This is a genomic window from Xenorhabdus sp. PB62.4 (assembly GCF_014467285.1).
GTDB lineage: Bacteria > Pseudomonadota > Gammaproteobacteria > Enterobacterales > Enterobacteriaceae > Xenorhabdus.
In genome coordinates this window covers 57,511-75,845 of the sequence record NZ_NKHR01000016.1, presented here as the reverse complement: position 1 = coordinate 75,845, position 18,335 = coordinate 57,511, and the positions used below count along the sequence as shown (strand labels likewise).

Sequence of the window (18,335 nt, the reverse complement as noted above, 5' to 3'; positions counted from 1 at the left end):
TGGCTAACTCAAAAAGAACTTAGCCAGCTTTATACTATGCAAAATCCTTAAAAGTCGGCCCCTGAAAGTAAACGGCTTTAATGTGGCAACTACGGGGTTGGGTGATCACAAACCGTAGCGTTTCCCATACGGAACGACCGTTAAGCATTTTCTCTCCCATGGTTTTATGGTCATCCAGCACTTCATCAAAACCATTAAGTTCAAAATCAGGGGGATAAAGCCCGGTTACACGAATATTTTCTTTACTCAGGTGATGGGCTAAATTCTGGCTAAAGCCACTCATGGCATGTTTGGCAGCAAAGAATGCTGGATGAGCAACGGATTCGGTAAATTGAGGAATACCACAAACCGATACCATAGCAACGATATCGGCACCTTGTGACTGACGCAGGCTCGGCAGTAATGCTTTGGTCAGCAGGATAGAACCCGTTATACCGGAATTGACGGTGCTAACGATATCAGCATCGCTGTCCCCTTCCCCCAAATGCCCTTCCAGCCATTGGGCGGCACTTAATATCAGGATATCGATAGGTTGTTCGTCTTGCAGTAATTGACTGGCAAAGTCGCGAACAGAGCCGGTATCACTCATATCACACTGATAACCCCGGGCCGTACCACCTTCACGATGAATAATCTCACAGGTTGCTTTCGCGCTGGCTAATTGGCGGGCACAGAGATCAACATACGCCCCTTCACGCGCTAACCAAACAGAAACCGCTTGCCCAAAATCGCGGCCACCGCCTGTGACTACAACTCGCTTACCTTTTAACTTGCTTGTTCCGCTGGCTTCATTAAACATTATGTGGCTATCCTTATATCAATTATAAAGCGGGATGAGGAACCGTCAGATTTATTGATAATTCACTGTTTAGAAAGCCAATCTTACTTGAGAACTTTCACCATCGTTCTACTGTTTTGTGCTATTTTTGTGCTATCTGAAAAAACTTTAATCATGTTTCAAATACGAACGTTTTCCTGAATATATTCGTCATATTCTATTTTACGACTGATTCAGAGAGCATTCTGAAGATCGAAAACGTTGACATCTGCTAAACTGTAGGCAGCAGATAACGTAAATCGTGTGCTGGATTACTGTAGTTTTTAACACCATAAAACCACAATCATCACCTGTGAAGGGGGTTATATGAAAGCACTTGTTTATCACGGAGCCGGAAAAAAACGCTGGGAAGAAAAAGCACCACCTCAACTCATTGAACCAACAGATGCTATCGTCCGCATCGTCAAAACTACCATCTGTGGCACAGATCTGCATATCCTCAAGGGAGATGTTCCCACTGTCGGACAAGGCCGGACATTGGGCCATGAAGGTATTGGGATCGTTGAATCAATTGGGGAGTCGGTCCGCAATATCAAAGTCGGTGACAAGGTGATTATTTCCTGTATCACCGTCTGTGGTAGTTGTACCTATTGTAAACGCCAGCTTTATGCACACTGTAAAGATGGGGGCTGGATCCTGGGGCATAAAATCGATGGTACACAGGCAGAAAAAGTACGGATCCCCCATGCTGATAATAGCCTGCATCGTCTGCCGGGAGGTGTCAATGAAGAAGCGGCATTAATGCTCAGCGACATCCTGCCAACTGGCCTTGAAATCGGTGTTATCAATGGCAGGGTCCAACCGGGACAAACTATCGCCTTAATTGGCGCGGGGCCAGTCGGGTTATCAGCGTTACTGGCATCACAATTTTACTCCCCGGCACATATCATCATGATCGATACTGATGATAACCGCCTTAGCGTCGCCCGGCAGTTTGGTGCTAACACGGTTATCAACCCGACAAAACAAAATGTAGTAGAAACCATCAACAAACTGACTGACGGTATTGGTGTAGACGTCGCTATTGAGTGTGTGGGGATCCCCGCAACTTTCAAAATATGCCAGGATATCATCGCAGCAGGTGGATTCATTGCCAATGTTGGTGTCCACGGCAAATCCGTTGATCTGCATCTGGAAAATCTCTGGATCAAAAACATTACCCTTACCACTGGACTGGTAAATACAAGCAGTACTCCCATGCTGCTGAAAAGCGTCCAATCCGGCAAAATTGCACCTGAAAAGCTGGTCACCCATCATTATCCATTGAATGAAATAGAAACTGCTTATGAAGTATTTAGTCATGCAGCCCAAGAGAAGGCATTGAAAATTGTCTTGTCAGCATAACAGGTATAGCAGGAAGAGTAGCCGGATTGCCCTCTTCCTGCTCAAAGTCATAGGTATTGGTGAAGGGAGATGCTTTAATTTTTCTAATAAAAACCACCAGCGTTCTTAAAACATTCCCTCTGATATAAAACAGAAAAACCGCCGCAATATACTGCATCAACGTTCCTATGCAATTCATTACGGCGGCCTTTATACTATGTTGGATACTATATGTGATATTACATTTGATTTGATATTACACTTAATGTATTAATCAATTAAATTATTAATACATTAATAAACCATCAATCTATAGTTCGCTTTCTTCATCCAAATCTTCTTGAGAAAGATTCCCGATAGCAATAAATTCATCCAATAACCCTAAAAGTTGGGCCAATTTTTCTGGAGAAAAAGCGTTTTCAATCGCCAGATAACCCTCAGCAATCTGCCCTTTTGCCTGCTCATAGAGTTCCTGCCCAGCCGGAGTTAAAGAAACATACAGCTTACGCTGATCATTCATAGGCTTCAGGCGGAAGATAAGCCCATCACGCTCCATACGTGTCAAAATGCCTGTCAGGCTTGGACGAAGGATACAAGTGAGACAAGCTAGATCATGAAAATCAATAGAACGGCTACTTGCAAGTACACGAATAATACGCCACTGCTGTTCAGTTAAATTATAGCTCTTCAAAATAGGCCGAAAAAAACCCATCGCGGTTTCTCTCGCTTGAAGCAATGCAATTGTTAAGGATTCATGCATAAGTAAAAGTGACTCTTTAGTTAATCGCTAGTCATTCTATAAGTTTAACGCCCACGCTATTTATTATAGACAACATGAACACCAAAAAGACTAACACGCTCATAATCATCCACAAAGGAGAAAGACTTCAACATTAACAAATAAATAAAATCATCCCATTCCTAAAAAGTTAACAATAAGTTAAATACGAACCCAAATGACCTTGGTTAAAAATATAACAGGCTGATCTTTATGTAGTAAAAATGATCAGCAATAAAGTGTTGTTACATAGATCACAATTAAAATTAACAATCAAATTAACATATTGAAGATTGCCCGAACATGATTTATTAATATATTAATAACATTCTCTCTATAAGCCGCTTAGGTTACAAGGAGTTGTCAATGAAAGGCACCGTCTTTGCCGTCGCCCTAAACCATCGTAGCCAGATCGATTTCTGGAATGGGGCATTTCACGAAGCACCCTATAAAACACCGCCAAAAACTCCAATTTGGTTTATCAAACCCCGCAATACTGTCATTGGCTCAGGGGATGTGATTCCTCATCCTGCCGGAGAAACGGTACAAAGCGGCGCAACTCTGGCAATGCTGATTGGAAAAACCGCCCGTAAAGTCTCTATTCAGGATGCGGATCAGTACATTGCCGGATATGCCTTAGCAAATGAAGTCAGCCTACCAGAAACATCGTTTTACCGTCCCGCGATTAAAGCGAAATGTCGGGATGGTTTTTGCCCGATAGGTCAAATGAGCAAGATAAGATCCGTGGAATTGCTTGATATAGTGACTGAGATTAATGGGCAGGAAGTTGATCGCTGGTCAACCAAAGATCTTGTCCGTTCAGCGCAGGAATTGCTGGTGGCATTAAGTGAATTCGCCACACTGAAAGAAGGTGATGTCATCCTGTTGGGAACTCCCCATCAACGCGCCACTCTCCGTTCCGGTGATCAAATCACAATCAAGGCTGAAGGCTTCCCCAACCTGGAAAATAGGGTCGTACTCGCAGGAGGTCAGGCATGAAACACGCCAAAATTTATTATCAGGGTCAGGAACTGAATGTCACCGTAGATGAGCAGGAAAATATTCTCCTGCCCAATGGCAGTACGGTAAACAGTGAAGATGCTATATGGCTTCCTCCCGCCAACGGAACCCTGTTTGCGTTGGGGCTGAATTATGCCGATCACGCAACAGAACTGGAGTTTAAGCCACCGGAAGAACCTCTTGTATTTATCAAGGCCGCCAATAGCTTAACAGGCCACCGTCAGGTTTCTGTCCGCCCCGACAATGTGGAGTACATGCATTATGAAGCAGAACTCGTTGTCGTGATTGGCAAACCCGCACATAAAGTTTCCAGAGAAAATGCGATGGATTACGTTGCGGGATATACCGTTTGTAATGATTACGCCATCCGTGACTATCTGGAAAATTATTATCGTCCCAATTTGCGTGTAAAAAGCCGGGATACGCTCACGCCAATCGGCCCTTGGATCGTGGATAAGAATGCGATCGCCGATCCCCATAAGCTGGCCCTGAGAACCTGGGTTAATGGTGAGTTACGTCAACAGGGCACAACCGCCGATTTGATCTTCGACATTCCTTTCCTGATTACCTATCTCAGCGATTTCATGACATTGCAACCGGGCGACATGATTGCCACCGGAACCCCAAAAGGGCTGTCCAATGTTGTCCCCGGGGATGAAGTTATCGTGGAAGTTGAAGATGTTGGTCGTCTGGTGAATCACATTGTCAGCCAGCAAGAATATGAGGAGAGTTTGTCATGACTATTATCAATCATTGGATCAACGGCAAGAACGTTGATAGCAAAACCTATTTCGAAACAACAAATCCCGCAACCGGTGAGGTGCTGGCTGAAGTGGCTTCTGGCGGGCAAGCAGAGATTGATCAGGCGGTTGCTGCTGCCAAAGAAGTTTTCCCGAAATGGGCTAATACCCCGATGAAGGAGCGGGCTCGCCTGATGCGCCGTTTGGGAGAACTCATTGATCAAAATGTTCCTGAAATTTCTGCAATGGAAACGAAGGATACCGGTCTGCCCATCCACCAGACACAAAATGTGTTGATCCCACGGGCTTCCCAGAATTTTAATTTCTTCGCTGAAATTTGCCAGCAAATGAACGGGCGCACTTATCCCGTTGATGACAAGATGCTCAATTATACCTTGATTCAGCCTGTCGGGGTTTGTGCATTGATCTCCCCATGGAATGTGCCTTTCATGACGGCAACATGGAAAGTCGCCCCTTGTCTGGCTCTGGGAAATACGGCTGTTTTAAAGATGTCCGAACTTTCACCACTCACGGCTAATCGTCTGGGAGAGCTGGCGCTGGAAGCCGGTATTCCGGCAGGCGTATTGAATGTGGTACAGGGTTACGGTAACACCGCAGGTGATGCGCTGGTAAAACATCACGATGTGCGCGCTATTTCTTTTACGGGTGGAACAGCTACCGGTCGCGTAATCATGCAGAATGCCGGGCTGAAAAAATATTCCATGGAGTTGGGTGGAAAATCCCCCGTTCTGATCTTTGAAGATGCCGATATTGAACGCGCGCTGGATGCCGCGCTATTCACCATTTTCTCCCTAAATGGCGAGCGTTGTACGGCAGGTTCCCGTATTTTCATTCAAGAAAGTATTTACCCCGAATTTGTTAAACGCTTTGCCGAACGTGCCAATCGGCTTCGCGTCGGCGATCCCAACGATCTCAATACTCAGGTTGGCAGCTTAATCAGCCAACAACACTGGGAAAAAGTCTCCAACTATATCCGTTTGGGGATCGAAGAAGGTGCAACATTGTTAGCGGGTGGCCCCGATAAACCCACTGGTTTGCCTGCCCATCTGAAAAATGGCAATTTCCTGCACCCCACTGTATTGGCTGATGTGGATAACAGTATGCGTGTCGCACAGGAAGAGATCTTCGGCCCTGTTGCTTGCCTGCTACCATTCAAGAGCGAAGAGGATGGGCTGCGCATGGCTAATGACGTGGAATATGGCCTTGCATCCTATATCTGGACACAGGATGTCAGCAAAGTTTTGCGTCTGGCGCGTGGCATTGAAGCGGGTATGGTGTTCGTCAATTCGCAAAATGTCCGTGACCTGCGCCAGCCATTTGGTGGAATCAAAGCCTCCGGTGTCGGGCGTGAAGGCGGGGAATACAGCTTCGAAGTCTTTGCCGAAGTGAAGAACGTTTGTATCTCTATGGGCGATCATCCGATTCCCCGTTGGGGCGTTTGATCAATCAGGAATGAAATAAATTCCAGCGTTAACCACAGTTGGCCATCCTAATATTAAGTGAGGGTTTATGGGAAAGTTAGCGTTAGCTGCGAAAATTACACACGTGCCTTCTATGTACCTGTCTGAACTGCCGGGCAAGCATCACGGCTGCCGACAAAGTGCCATTGACGGACATAAAGAGATCAGCCGCCGTTGTCGTGAAATGGGTGTCGATACCATTATCGTTTTCGACACCCATTGGCTGGTTAACAGCGCCTATCATATTAACTGTACTGACCATTTTTCTGGCATCTATACCAGCAATGAGCTACCACATTTTATCCGTGACATGACCTATGAGTACGACGGTAATCCTGAATTGGGGCGGATGATTGCGGAAGAGGCGCGTCAGATGGGAGTTCGTGCTCAATCACACGAGATCCAGAGCCTGAAGCTGGAATATGGCACGCTGGTGCCAATGCGCTATATGAACAGTGACCGCCGTTTCAAGGTGATTTCAATTTCTGCCTTTTGTACTGTCCACGCTTTTGAAGATAGCCGCAAATTGGGAGAAGCCATTTTACGGGCCATTGAGAAATACGATGGCACGGTTGCAGTGCTGGCCAGCGGCTCGTTGTCGCACAGCTTTATTGATGATCAACGCGCCGAAGAAGGCATGAACAGTTATACCCGCGAGTTTGATGAGCAAATGGATCGCCGTGTTGTACAGCTTTGGAAAGAGGGCAAGTTCAAGGAATTCTGCAAGATGCTGCCGGAATATGCACAGTATTGCCGGGGAGAAGGCAATATGCACGATACCGTAATGCTGCTTGGCCTGCTCGGTTGGGATAAATATGACGGCAAAGTGGAATTTCTGACAGAACTGTTCGCAAGTTCAGGTACAGGGCAGGTTAACGCCATTTTCCCATTACCGGACACGATTAATAAGTAGCAGACATTAATGAAAAGGCCGTCGATAAAATTGATGCCAACAGGAGTAAACCGTGCCACATTTTTATGCAGAGTGTACTGAAAATATCCGCAAAGAAGCCAACTTGCCGGAATTATTTGCCAAAGTGAACCAAGCGCTGGCAGAGACGGGCATCTTCCCTCTGGGCGGTATTCGCAGTCGCGCCATTTGGTTGGATACCTGGCAAATGGCGGATGGAAAACAAGATTACGCATTTGTTCATATGACATTGAAAATTGGTGCCGGACGCAGCCTTGAAGATCGGCAGAAAGTCGGAGAGATGTTATTTGCCTTAATCAAAGCGCATTTCGCCGATTTAATGGCGCAGCGTTATCTTGGCCTCTCTTTCACTATGGAAGAGCTCGATCCTGTGCTGAATTATAAATCCAATAACGTTCATAGCCTGTTTAAAGCAAAAGAGTAACGACGATAGGTGGCATAATTAAGATCACTCGCGTCTGTTTTTTTAAATAAAGAGGAAACTATGACAAGTTATCTGGATACATCATTGCTGCGCCAACAGGCTTATATCAACGGTCAATGGGTTGATGCAGAAAATAAAGCGACCTTTGGAGTGACTAACCCTGCCAATGGTGAAATCATTGCCAATGTCAGTAATCTGGGAGCAACAGAGACACAATCTGCCATTGAAGCCGCTAACCATGCGCTTCCTGCATGGCGGGCGTTAACCGCCAAGCAGCGCAGCCAAAAGCTCAAGCAATGGTTCCATTTGATTATGGAAAATCAAATCGCTCTGGCTGAAATAATGAGTGCGGAACAGGGTAAATCCCACGCGGAGGCAATGGGAGAAATTGCTTACGGTGCCAGTTTTATCGAATGGTTTGCAGAAGAAGGCAAACGCATTTACGGTGAAACCCTCCCTTCCCCAATGCCGGGCCGACGTCTTGCCACCATTAAGCAGCCCATTGGCGTTGTTGCTGCCATTACACCGTGGAATTTCCCCAATGCGATGATCACCCGTAAAGTCGGGCCTGCACTGGCGGCGGGGTGTACGGTGGTTCTGAAACCTGCGGCTGAAACGCCACTCTCTGCGTTGGCACTGGCTGTATTGGCAGAGAAAGCTGGAATTCCGGCCGGTGTCCTGAATATCGTCACCGGAATAGATGCCAAAGCGATCGGAGAAGTACTGACTTCAAGTCCTATCGTACGCAAACTTTCGTTTACCGGTTCTACACGTGTTGGCAAGTTATTGATGGCACAAAGTGCTGATACCGTGAAAAAACTCTCCCTCGAACTGGGTGGCAACGCGCCTTTCATCGTGTTTGATGATGCTGATCTTGACGCTGCTGTAGAAGGTGCAATGGCAGCGAAATTCCGTAACAGCGGGCAAACTTGTGTTTGTGCCAACCGGATTCTGGTACAGGAAGGCATTTACGATGTGTTTGCGGAACGTTTAGCACAAGCAGTGAAACAGCTTCATGTCGGGCCGGCCACTGACACCAGGTCACAACAAGGGCCACTGATTAATCAGGCCGCAGTGGAGAAAGTACAGGCTCATATCAGCGATGCGGTTTCCAACGGCGCACGTATTCTGGCAGGGGGTAAATCCCATGCTCTGGGTGGTTTGTTCTTTGAACCAACGGTTCTGGCCGATGTTACGGAATCCATGCAGGTTGCCCACGAAGAAACATTCGGCCCATTGGCTCCCCTGTTCAAATTCCGTGATGAAGACGAAGCCATCCGCATTGCCAACGACACGGAATTTGGCTTGGCCGCCTATTTCTATTCCCGCGATATCGGCCGGATTTATCGCGTGGCGGAAGCGCTGGAAAGCGGTATGGTAGGCATCAATGAGGGACTGATTTCCAACGAAATTGCGCCGTTTGGCGGTATCAAACAGTCGGGACTGGGACGTGAAGGTTCACGTTACGGTATCGAAGATTATCTGGAAGTAAAATACCTCTGTTTTGGAGGATTAGAAGCTAAAGGAGCTTAATTTCCTATGCTACAGCAAGAAGTCGTATCACAGGTTGCACGCCGTTTACATCAGGCAGAAAAAAATCGTGAGCAGATCCGCCAGCTCTCATTGGATTATCCAGAAATGACGATTGAGGATGCTTACGCCATTCAACGCGAATGGGTAAATTTGAAAATTACGGAGGGCCGAGTTCTCAAAGGTCATAAGATCGGCCTGACGTCTAAAGCCATGCAGGCCAGTTCACAAATTAATGAACCCGATTATGGTGCCCTGCTGGATGATATGTTTTTTCAGGACGGCGGTGATATCCCTTGCGAACGCTTTATTGTGCCACGCATTGAGGTCGAACTGGCCTTCGTACTGGCAAAACCCCTGCGTGGTCCAAACTGTACGCTGTTTGATGTTTATAACGCGACAGATTACGTCATTCCGGCGCTGGAACTTATTGATGCCCGCTGCCACAACATCGATCCTGATACTCAGCGCCCGCGTAAAGTGTTCGATACGATTTCTGACAATGCCGCCAATGGTGGTGTCATCATGGGAGGTCGTCCGATCAAGCCAGATGAATTCGATCTTCGATGGATCAGCGCCCTGCTTTACCGCAATGGCGTGATTGAAGAATCCGGCGTGGCAGCCGCCGTTCTCAATCATCCGGCCAATGGCGTGGCGTGGCTTGCCAATAAACTGGCACCACATGATGTTCAACTTGAAGCGGGCCAGATCATTTTGTCTGGCTCCTTTACCCGGCCTGTCCCTGCGCGCAAAGGTGATACCTTTCATGTCGATTATGGTGTCTTAGGCTCCATTAGCTGCCACTTTGTTTAAAATCTCTAAGGTACGATCATGGATCAATTAACAAATAGGTTTAAACAAGCTCTAAAATCAGGACAACCACAAATCGGACTATGGCTCGGGCTATGCAGTGGCTACAGTGCAGAAATTCTGGCAGGAACAGGATTTGATTGGTTGTTGATTGACGGCGAACATGCCCCCAACGATATTTCCACCATCCTTGCTCAATTGCAGGGCATCGCCCCTTATCCAAGCCAGCCTGTCGTTCGCCCCCCGTGGAACGATCCGGTGATCATCAAACAGTTGTTGGATATTGGCGCTCAAACATTGTTACTTCCAATGATTCAAAACGCAGAACAGGCCCGTCAAGCGGTTCGATCCACTCGCTACCCGCCTGCGGGTATTCGTGGGGCAGGCAGTGCGTTGGCACGCGCTTCCCGCTGGAATCGCATTCCTGGCTATCTATCCCGCGCCAATGACGAAATGTGTGTGTTGGTACAGGTAGAAACGCGTGAAGCCCTGCAAAATCTGCCAGAAATCGCGGCAGTCGAAGGTGTTGATGGCGTATTTATCGGCCCTGCGGATCTCAGTGCGGATATGGGACACATCGGCAATCCTCAGCATTCAGAAGTTAAAACAGCGATTGAACAAGCGATAGGTCAAATCAAGGCTTCTGGTAAGGCGGCAGGCATTTTGATGACCAATGTTGATGAGGCTAAGCATTACCTCAATATGGGCGCCCTGTTTGTTGCCGTAGGTATTGATACAAGCTTACTGACAGGGGCTGCCAACGCGCTGGCTGCACGTTTTGGCAACATTCGGGAAGAACTCAACACGCCATTATCCAGCAGTTATTAAGTACTCATTACCGAAAACAACACGACTCAATACCCTACACCGCAGATGTTGATCGCGACATCTGCCATTGCAGTTTGAATTTTCTGATAACTCAACTTCCTGATAACTCAATTTCCTAATAACAATAAAAAGGAAACGACAATGAGCACTTCACCTGACGCTATACCCAAATCACCCAAATCAAATAATCCGGCTTATTCACACCAAAAACTCACTTCTCAACAGCAAAACGTCATCAATAAATTATTCCGGCGTCTGATTTTCTTTCTCTTTATCCTGTTTGTTTTCTCATTTTTAGATCGCATTAATATTGGTTTTGCTGGTTTAACGATGGGGAAAGATCTTGGCTTGACGTCCACCATGTTCGGGCTGGCAGCCACACTGTTTTACGCCACTTACGTGATTTTTGGCATTCCGAGCAATGTCATGCTGAGTATTGTGGGAGCCCGCCGCTGGATTGCCACCATTATGGTGTTATGGGGAATTGCTTCTACGGCGACGATGTTTGCGACCGGTCCTACCAGCCTGTATATCCTGCGCATGTTGGTGGGCATTGCAGAAGCGGGTTTCTTACCCGGCATTTTGGTCTACCTGACTTATTGGTTTCCGACCTATTATCGGGCCCGCGCCAATGCGCTGTTTATGATCGCCATGCCCGTAACGATGGCATTTGGTTCACTCATCTCCGGTTATATTCTGGAAATGGACGGCATCTGGGATCTGCGTGGCTGGCAATGGCTATTTTTGCTGGAAGGCTTCCCTTCTGTTTTACTTGGTTTTGTTGTCTGGTTTTATCTGGATGATTCACCAGAAAAAGCCAAGTGGCTGGCCCGTGAAGATAAGCAATGCCTTCAGGAGATGCTAGAAAACGATAAACTTTCGCAGGAACACACCAACGCGCCTGTTCTGCAAAAAACCAGCTTATGGCGGGAAGTTTTTACCCCGATTGTATTGATGTATACCTTCGCTTATTTCTGCCTGACCAATACCCTGAGCGCCATTAACATCTGGACGCCACAGATTATGCAGAGTTTCAATCAGAACAGTAGCCATGTCATTATCGGCATTCTGACTGCCATTCCGCAATTCTGCACAATTTTGGGCATGATTTACTGGAGCCGCCGCTCAGACCGCCTGCAAGAACGCAAGATGCACACCGCCCTGCCTTATCTGTTTGCCGCCGCAGGCTGGATATTAACTTCACTTACCGACCACAGCATGATACAGCTACTGGGGATCATCATGGCTTCCACCGGATCGTTCACTGCCATGGCGGTATTCTGGACGACACCGGATCAATCGATCAGTCTGCGCGCCAGAGCGGTGGGGATCGCCGTGATCAACGCCACGGGCAATGTGGGATCTGCTGTCAGCCCGCTTTTGATCGGCTGGTTGAAAGATCAAACCGGCAGTTTCAACGCAGGACTCTATTTTGTCGCAGGGTTATTGGTTATCGGAGCATTGATGGTTTTGTTTATCCCAATGCAACATGCCAGATCACGGACAACATCGTAAATAACAGGCAAAATATCTTGGCCAGTAACGCGGCACAGGAGGGAAAAATCGATGTCTGTATCCAACATCACAAAACCTATCATCACCAATATCGATATCAGCAAGGATTATGATGAAACTCAGGGATCGGATGATGTGCATTATCAAACTTTTGGTCGCATGGCAGCGTTTTTTGGTCGTGATATGCAGGCACATCGCCATGATGGTTTTTTCCAACTGCATTATCTGGTGACAGGACGAATTGAACTGCAACTGGATGAACAGCACTATTCCGTACAAGCCCCGCTATTTATCCTGACTCCCCCTTCTGTTCCCCATGCTTTTTTTACGCAGGAAGACACGGACGGTTATGTCCTGACCGTCCGTCAGTCATTAATTACACCGTTGCTTAATTCACTTTATCCTACTCATCGGGAAGTGGTTGATATTCCTGCTATCTGCCTTTCTGTAGCAGATAAACCTGATGAACTGAAAACATTCAACCACTATTGGGCCTTAATCAGGCGTGAATCTGCCAACCAATTTGTTGGGCGCGAACAATCGCTGGCATTTCTGGCTCAGTCACTGTTTACCTTTCTGCTGCGCAGTATTCCCCTTGATGATCATCATTCCGGTGGTGTTCGGGGAGAGTTAAAACTATTTCAGCGCTTCAACCAGTTGATTGATCAACATTATCACCAACATCTTGCCGTACCGGAATACGCGGAAAAATTGGGGATTACGGAGTCTCGCCTGAAAGATATGTGCCGACGGTTTGCCAACCGACCTCCAAAGCGATTAATTTTTGACAAACAATTGCGGGAAGCAAAGCGGTTATTACTGTTTAGTGACAGTCCGGTATTTGAAATAGCCTATCAGCTTGGGTTTAAAGATCCGGCTTACTTTGCCCGGTTTTTTAATCGGCTGGTGGGGTGTTCACCAAGTCTTTGGCGGGAGAGGAATTTAGTTGGGAAATAATTCGCTTAGTAACCTGTATATTTTGTTGGAAATTAGAAAACTAACAAAAAAAATATTAAGAAAAGAAAATGTGGGCGGATTCGACTAATTACGTTATTACAATAAGTAATATTAAATATTTATAAAAAAATTAAAATTATTTATCATATTTATAAAGGGAAATCTTTATTTTATATAAAAACTTATATTACCACATGAACTCAATTCAATAACAATTTATCAAAACAATATACTACAGTCATAGATTTTTAAGGTTATTTTTGTGATTTATATCACTGCTAAATGTTTTTCAAAAATTAAACTGAGGTTGTTTGTTAGAGATATGCAATATATTTTTTAGCAAAATGGAGTTATAAGCCACATGTAGTAGAATTTATGCTTTTATTCAAAAAGATGAGGAATGAAAAATGAGAAGCTCTAAAATATTGGGCAATGCCTCGAATAAAGATCTTGAAAAAATTTCGGCAAACCTCAGCAGAGCAGCACAAATGATCGAGCCGAATAAAACAGACAAACCGAAAGGCCTGTTTATTATAAAATCAAAAACTGACTCTTTAGAAGAGAAACTAATAGAACAATGCTGTATTCGCTAACTATATGTTTTAAATATAGACTAATTGGTATTTACATTTAATATTGGTATAACTTACTGATCTATAGCTCCTCTTGTCTAAAATATTTCTGAAGATATGTTCCTTAGAAAAAAGTGGTATCTAAGGAGCATATTTTCTTAAAGACAAGAAAGGAAATTTACTAATCACAAGGTGGTAATTTCTTATAATAAAGAATTCCGCTATCACTAAATGAGTTATTCCTATGAAATGGACATATTTAGGTCATGCTTGCTATTTTATAGAAACATCAGATCTAACGATATTAATAGATCCGTTGCTAACATCTGTATTTCAAGCTGGAACTGCACAAGTATGCCCAGATCGATTAATAAATATTGAACAAATACCCAAAATCGATGTGATAATTATTACACATCAACACCCAGGCCATTTTGAACCAGAAAGTTTATCTATGCTAAATCGCGATGCATTGGTTATTTACCCTCCATTGCCAAGTGTCAAATTATGTTTAAATATGCTTGGATTTAGTAATACTCAAATTGCAGAAACTGGCGATAGGATAGAAATATCTTCATTGAAAATTTTATTTACCGGTGAACAAGAACATGCAGATTTCGAATTCGGTTGCACCGTAAAAGATGAACAAAATGTAGTCTCATTTACTGGTGATTCTCACTTAGATATTCGTGAAGTGCGACGTATAAAAACATTTTGTAAACAGGTTCCAGTGCTAATAGGTGGTTATCCAGATGTCCAACATCGATTTTTAACATATTGGGACTTAGATTTTCCTAGTACGGACATTGAGAAGAGGCTAACAGGCATAAAAACGCTTGCCCCATTAATGTTTTCTCCAAATTGCTCTGGAATGAAATACATAGAGAAATATGACTGGGCAAATTATTATAGTTTCCCGATGCACCCAAAAGACTTTATAGAAGAGATCAAACCTTATCTACTTGGTATAGAAATGGTTTCATTATTGCCTGGTGATGTGATTTCGGTGGTCAATGGAATACCAAATTTAGATACACAGGCCTCTCCAATAGTAAAAAGTATAGGGGATTTCGATCGCCCCAGAGTTGATCCGACAAAGAATTTACCCCTACTTCTAGATGATGATCCGAAATGTGTTGGCGCTAACAACCTAGAAAAAGCTGTTTTTGATTGGCTAAAAAATAAACTTACCCCATGGTTAGAAATGCAAAAGAAATTAACTGATGGTCCTATTTCAAAATTGTGTAAACAGCAGGTTCAATATGGGATAGAGATTATTCTTCCTTCAAATATATCCAGAGAATATGTTATAGAATTTTCCCAGTCAGGGATAACATTAGAAAAACATTCATTAAAATCTCTTCCATATGCTTCATTACATATTAGAATTTGCGCCTCTGCTTTACTAGCCTGCGAAGCAGGTGAAATACCTTATTTCGTTTTATACTTTAATTCAAGGGTGTATTCGACATTACATCGTATTTTTGAGTCAAATGATGGTGAGTTTAAGGTGCAAAGATACGATGTGAGAGATCCTATTTTCTTATATTTCAATAATGATCCAGAAACTCATTTCAATCGTTGGTTAACGAAAGAATCAAATCGATTAATACAGGATTAAAATAATGAAGATTAAAATGGCTTTCGGTGTTAATGGAATGAGTACTCCTAGAGGAATATTTATTAGGAATACATCAACTTTAGATAATTATTTTAGTGATCTTCTTACCCAAAAATTGTTCTTAGCTGTTCAATCCATACTATCTGATTGGACTGATATGGATGATGCTATTAACCAGATAAGCATAAAGTTTGATTTATCTAAAGAAATTATTGAGGCTTCTTTTAATCAATTAATAGATATAAAAATGATAATATTACAAGATGACCAGTCCCATAAGCATATAGATTATTTTAGAAATTCCTGGCAAGAACATGGCTGGGGAGAAGCGCTACAATATCATTTTTATACGACTAGGCTAATCAGGATGGACTATCTTGAGGATCCTAAAGGGCTTGAAGATAAAATGGGTATGCGCGCATATTTAAAAAAAGAAACACCTCCCTCTAATTATAAGATTTATGAAAACTTACCTTTTATTAAATTACCCAATCTTTCTGAAGTAAATGTAAAAAAAACACTTGGATTGAATGAAATTTTTTCAACAAATGTTTCAGAAGGTAACAAAGTAGGACAATTCAACATTGATGAGTTGAGTTATTTACTAAAGTTAAGTTTCGGTCAAACCGCAACAAGACGCCTACCTATCTCCGGCGCTCATGTAGCAAAAACCTCCCCCTCTGGGGGAAGCCGACATCCTACTGAGGCTTATATAGTTATCTTAGACTGCCTAGGCATAGCCAAAGGTCTTTACCATTATTGCGTCAAGCGCCATGGGTTATCTTTGCTGATTTCAGGGGATCATAGCGAACTATTATTCGAGCAAGTACTTGGGCATCGTTCACGACTTAGCTTCGAACCTATCCTAGCCTTTCTCTTTGGGACAATATTCGAACGAAGCATGTTCCGCTATCGAGAAGGTCGCTCATATCGCGTCATGCAGCATGACCTTGGTCATGTCATGCAAACATTAGCATATTTGGCTTCATCAATGGGACGGCGTTCTTTTCGAGGATATTCTCTTCCAGAGAAAGACATCGAGGCCTTTCTTGGGATTGATGGATTGAATGAAGCCGCTTCATCATTTGCGTTTATTGGTTAGGGAGAAAAATATGGTGTCTATAATAGATATGCCGAATGAACTTAAGCTAAATCCATTTTTTCGTATTCGATTCGGTAAAACAATACACATAGACCTTCTTTTACAAGAAGAAACCTATGTTATGCATGATACGAGAGTATTAAGTGCGCTAGCGTACATTTCTGGCTCTCAACCTATTTCTACTATCAGTGAAACATTTGCGAGGGTTCTTGAAGTTGATATAAATACCGCATTGGAAGTCATATCAAATCTCTATGAATCTAATATCATTCAAGATGCATCAGTAACTGATCCTCGAGAAGAAGCTGTTTCACATTGGATTGATCGAGGTTGGATGGAAGCACTCGTGATGCACCTACGCACACGAAACTTGCCATATTTAGATAGAAATGCGGATGATCCAATAAAACAACAGCGTGATACGCTGTCTAATTTGATTAATAAAGAATCTATTCCCGACTTTTGGAAGATTTACAGCAATAAAAAATATATTACCCTTCCTATTCCAGGGGTGCTTCCAGAAGAACCTATGGACCAATTACTTCTAAGGCGGCGCTCTAACCGTCCCTGGAAAAAAAAACAAATTGATCAAAATGAATTAAGTACAATTCTACATTTTGCCAATATTGAAACACGTAGGTTAAGAAAAGAAGCAGAACAATATATCGATAGTCAACCAGAAAGATTACTTAACTCATCATTCACAGCGTTAGAAAGTTACTTTTTTGCGTTCAATGTATCTGGCTTAGAAGCTGGTATCTATCACTATGACCCATTAGATCATCGTGTGGCTCTTATTCGCCATGGTGATTTATGTGAAGAGTTGATTAAAATGTGTATTGGGCAAGAACGTATACGAGGATGTGCTTGCGCTTTTGTAATATCTGCAATCTGGTTACGCTATATGTATAGGTATCGCCACTCAAGAGCGTATCGAACCTTAATGATAAATACAGCTGAATTGGCTCAAAAATATATACTACTTGGTACAGCTTTTCATTTCAGTACATTTTTAACTCCGGCTTTTGAGGATGATTACGCAAACCGTATCATGGGTATGAATGGTTATGAGGAGGCACCTTTATATGTCGTCGCAATCGGTTGATAGGGAAGATGTTTCTGATGATGATCGCTTCCCAATACATTCAAAATCCAGCTTAGCTTTTCACTTTATGTCAAGTTTCGGGCATTTCTTTGAACCATCTGTTCCATTTGAAGACTTAATTTTTGAATCGAAGCCAAACAATTTACAACCGGATAATTTACCACATGATACCCGATTATCTGACTTTTCTGAAATATTGCGTGCACGAAAGTCCACGCGAACCTTTGGTAAAATACCACTCACACTTCATGAATTATTAGATATTTTATGGTGTGCTGATGGTATCACTCATGACAGCCCAATAGGTATATGCCGTACGACTCCTTCAGCCGGTGGACTATTTCCCGTTTCATCTTTGATTCTTTGCCAGGAAGTAGAAAATTTACCATTAGCAGCTTTTATTTATGAACCATCAACTTCTCAACTTTTTGAAAAAAAAGAAATAATTTTGCCTTCTGATCTTTCAGTGCTTTTTCGCACACAACACATCGATTATTCATCTACTTCAGCAATTATCATGTGGATTGGAGAGATATTGAAAATTTGTCCCAAATATGGTGATCGTGGTTACCGTTACATGCTATTAGAAACGGGACACATTGCCCAAAATGCTTGTTTGGCTGCGACTAAGTTAGATATCCCACATGTTGTTATTGGTGGTTTTGACGATGAACTCTGTGCCTCAACATTTCAGCTTAATTTCCCATGGGAGTGTGTGATTTACGCCATGGTTTTGGGCAAGAAAATAGAGAGATGATTT

At 43.6% G+C, this 18,335-nt stretch carries 18 protein-coding genes; 16 read left to right on the top strand and 2 right to left on the bottom strand.

Annotation, left to right across the window (positions count from 1 at the left end; translation table 11 throughout):
- Positions 1-34: 34 nt before the first annotated feature.
- The gene (locus Xenpb_RS13605; protein WP_187654821.1) at positions 35-799 is read right to left on the bottom strand and encodes an SDR family oxidoreductase; all 765 of its coding nucleotides are present in this window, start codon (positions 797-799) and stop codon (positions 35-37) included.
- 345 nt (positions 800-1,144) lie between these two features.
- Between Xenpb_RS13605 and Xenpb_RS13600 the strand changes: the two genes are divergently transcribed.
- Positions 1,145-2,182 carry a zinc-dependent alcohol dehydrogenase family protein gene (locus tag Xenpb_RS13600; RefSeq protein WP_187654820.1) on the top strand — a complete coding sequence of 346 codons (1,038 nt, stop codon included), beginning with the start codon at positions 1,145-1,147 and terminating at the stop codon, positions 2,180-2,182.
- Positions 2,183-2,471: 289 nt separating this feature from the next.
- Here the strand turns inward: Xenpb_RS13600 and hpaR are convergent, their stop codons facing one another.
- Positions 2,472-2,921 carry a homoprotocatechuate degradation operon regulator HpaR gene (gene hpaR / locus Xenpb_RS13590; RefSeq protein ID WP_187654818.1) on the bottom strand — a complete coding sequence of 150 codons (450 nt, stop codon included), beginning with the start codon at positions 2,919-2,921 and terminating at the stop codon, positions 2,472-2,474.
- A gap of 384 nt (positions 2,922-3,305) precedes the next feature.
- Between hpaR and Xenpb_RS13585 the strand changes: the two genes are divergently transcribed.
- From Xenpb_RS13585 to Xenpb_RS13515, 15 genes are all read left to right on the top strand, one after another.
- The gene (locus Xenpb_RS13585) at positions 3,306-3,938 is read left to right on the top strand and encodes a fumarylacetoacetate hydrolase family protein (protein WP_187654817.1); all 633 of its coding nucleotides are present in this window, start codon (positions 3,306-3,308) and stop codon (positions 3,936-3,938) included.
- Entirely contained in the window at positions 3,935-4,699 is a 765-nt protein-coding gene (locus Xenpb_RS13580; protein ID WP_187654816.1) for a fumarylacetoacetate hydrolase family protein, read from the top strand. The genes Xenpb_RS13585 and Xenpb_RS13580 overlap by 4 nt, the downstream gene beginning before the upstream one ends.
- Complete coding sequence (gene hpaE, locus Xenpb_RS13575) at positions 4,696-6,162, top strand: 5-carboxymethyl-2-hydroxymuconate semialdehyde dehydrogenase (protein WP_187654815.1); 1,467 nt, start codon at positions 4,696-4,698, stop codon at positions 6,160-6,162. The genes Xenpb_RS13580 and hpaE overlap by 4 nt, the downstream gene beginning before the upstream one ends.
- 67 nt (positions 6,163-6,229) lie before the next feature.
- The gene (hpaD, locus tag Xenpb_RS13570) at positions 6,230-7,093 is read left to right on the top strand and encodes a 3,4-dihydroxyphenylacetate 2,3-dioxygenase (RefSeq protein ID WP_187654814.1); all 864 of its coding nucleotides are present in this window, start codon (positions 6,230-6,232) and stop codon (positions 7,091-7,093) included.
- Between the two features lie 52 nt (positions 7,094-7,145).
- The gene (locus Xenpb_RS13565; RefSeq protein ID WP_187654813.1) at positions 7,146-7,535 is read left to right on the top strand and encodes a 5-carboxymethyl-2-hydroxymuconate Delta-isomerase; all 390 of its coding nucleotides are present in this window, start codon (positions 7,146-7,148) and stop codon (positions 7,533-7,535) included.
- 60 nt (positions 7,536-7,595) lie between these two features.
- A complete protein-coding gene (locus Xenpb_RS13560; protein WP_187654812.1) occupies positions 7,596-9,068 on the top strand; it encodes an NAD-dependent succinate-semialdehyde dehydrogenase in 1,473 nt (490 codons plus the stop codon).
- Positions 9,069-9,074: 6 nt separating this feature from the next.
- Positions 9,075-9,878: a 2-oxo-hept-4-ene-1,7-dioate hydratase gene (gene hpaH, locus Xenpb_RS13555; protein WP_187654811.1), complete on the top strand. Its 804-nt coding sequence runs from the start codon at positions 9,075-9,077 to the stop codon at positions 9,876-9,878.
- 18 nt (positions 9,879-9,896) lie between these two features.
- Positions 9,897-10,703 carry a 4-hydroxy-2-oxoheptanedioate aldolase gene (gene hpaI / locus Xenpb_RS13550; protein WP_187654810.1) on the top strand — a complete coding sequence of 269 codons (807 nt, stop codon included), beginning with the start codon at positions 9,897-9,899 and terminating at the stop codon, positions 10,701-10,703.
- Between the two features lie 141 nt (positions 10,704-10,844).
- A complete protein-coding gene (hpaX, locus tag Xenpb_RS13545) occupies positions 10,845-12,218 on the top strand; it encodes a 4-hydroxyphenylacetate permease (RefSeq protein ID WP_187654809.1) in 1,374 nt (457 codons plus the stop codon).
- 51 nt (positions 12,219-12,269) lie between these two features.
- Positions 12,270-13,175, top strand: coding sequence for a 4-hydroxyphenylacetate catabolism regulatory protein HpaA (hpaA, locus tag Xenpb_RS13540; RefSeq protein WP_187654808.1), 906 nt, complete (start codon positions 12,270-12,272; stop codon positions 13,173-13,175).
- Positions 13,176-13,582: 407 nt separating this feature from the next.
- Positions 13,583-13,768 (top strand): hypothetical protein, encoded by a 186-nt coding sequence (locus tag Xenpb_RS13535; protein WP_187654807.1) that lies wholly within the window; start codon positions 13,583-13,585, stop codon positions 13,766-13,768.
- Positions 13,769-13,991: 223 nt separating this feature from the next.
- Positions 13,992-15,368 carry an MBL fold metallo-hydrolase gene (locus tag Xenpb_RS13530; RefSeq protein ID WP_187654806.1) on the top strand — a complete coding sequence of 459 codons (1,377 nt, stop codon included), beginning with the start codon at positions 13,992-13,994 and terminating at the stop codon, positions 15,366-15,368.
- A 4-nt stretch (positions 15,369-15,372) separates the two neighbouring features.
- Positions 15,373-16,470, top strand: coding sequence for a SagB/ThcOx family dehydrogenase (locus tag Xenpb_RS13525; protein WP_187654805.1), 1,098 nt, complete (start codon positions 15,373-15,375; stop codon positions 16,468-16,470).
- Complete coding sequence (locus Xenpb_RS13520; RefSeq protein ID WP_187654804.1) at positions 16,436-17,575, top strand: SagB/ThcOx family dehydrogenase; 1,140 nt, start codon at positions 16,436-16,438, stop codon at positions 17,573-17,575. The genes Xenpb_RS13525 and Xenpb_RS13520 overlap by 35 nt, the downstream gene beginning before the upstream one ends.
- Complete coding sequence (locus Xenpb_RS13515; protein WP_187654803.1) at positions 17,556-18,332, top strand: SagB/ThcOx family dehydrogenase; 777 nt, start codon at positions 17,556-17,558, stop codon at positions 18,330-18,332. The genes Xenpb_RS13520 and Xenpb_RS13515 overlap by 20 nt, the downstream gene beginning before the upstream one ends.
- Positions 18,333-18,335 lie beyond the last annotated feature (3 nt).

Coding starts and splice junctions, on each gene's coding strand:
- Xenpb_RS13605 (WP_187654821.1), bottom strand. CDS start 799: ATGTTTAATGAAGCCAGCGGAACAAGCAAGTTAAAAGGTAAGCGAGTT.
- Xenpb_RS13600 (WP_187654820.1), top strand. CDS start 1,145: ATGAAAGCACTTGTTTATCACGGAGCCGGAAAAAAACGCTGGGAAGAA.
- hpaR (WP_187654818.1), bottom strand. CDS start 2,921: ATGCATGAATCCTTAACAATTGCATTGCTTCAAGCGAGAGAAACCGCG.
- Xenpb_RS13585 (WP_187654817.1), top strand. CDS start 3,306: ATGAAAGGCACCGTCTTTGCCGTCGCCCTAAACCATCGTAGCCAGATC.
- Xenpb_RS13580 (WP_187654816.1), top strand. CDS start 3,935: ATGAAACACGCCAAAATTTATTATCAGGGTCAGGAACTGAATGTCACC.
- hpaE (WP_187654815.1), top strand. CDS start 4,696: ATGACTATTATCAATCATTGGATCAACGGCAAGAACGTTGATAGCAAA.
- hpaD (WP_187654814.1), top strand. CDS start 6,230: ATGGGAAAGTTAGCGTTAGCTGCGAAAATTACACACGTGCCTTCTATG.
- Xenpb_RS13560 (WP_187654812.1), top strand. CDS start 7,596: ATGACAAGTTATCTGGATACATCATTGCTGCGCCAACAGGCTTATATC.
- hpaH (WP_187654811.1), top strand. CDS start 9,075: ATGCTACAGCAAGAAGTCGTATCACAGGTTGCACGCCGTTTACATCAG.
- hpaI (WP_187654810.1), top strand. CDS start 9,897: ATGGATCAATTAACAAATAGGTTTAAACAAGCTCTAAAATCAGGACAA.
- hpaX (WP_187654809.1), top strand. CDS start 10,845: ATGAGCACTTCACCTGACGCTATACCCAAATCACCCAAATCAAATAAT.
- hpaA (WP_187654808.1), top strand. CDS start 12,270: ATGTCTGTATCCAACATCACAAAACCTATCATCACCAATATCGATATC.
- Xenpb_RS13535 (WP_187654807.1), top strand. CDS start 13,583: ATGAGAAGCTCTAAAATATTGGGCAATGCCTCGAATAAAGATCTTGAA.
- Xenpb_RS13530 (WP_187654806.1), top strand. CDS start 13,992: ATGAAATGGACATATTTAGGTCATGCTTGCTATTTTATAGAAACATCA.
- Xenpb_RS13525 (WP_187654805.1), top strand. CDS start 15,373: ATGAAGATTAAAATGGCTTTCGGTGTTAATGGAATGAGTACTCCTAGA.
- Xenpb_RS13520 (WP_187654804.1), top strand. CDS start 16,436: ATGAAGCCGCTTCATCATTTGCGTTTATTGGTTAGGGAGAAAAATATG.
- Xenpb_RS13515 (WP_187654803.1), top strand. CDS start 17,556: ATGTCGTCGCAATCGGTTGATAGGGAAGATGTTTCTGATGATGATCGC.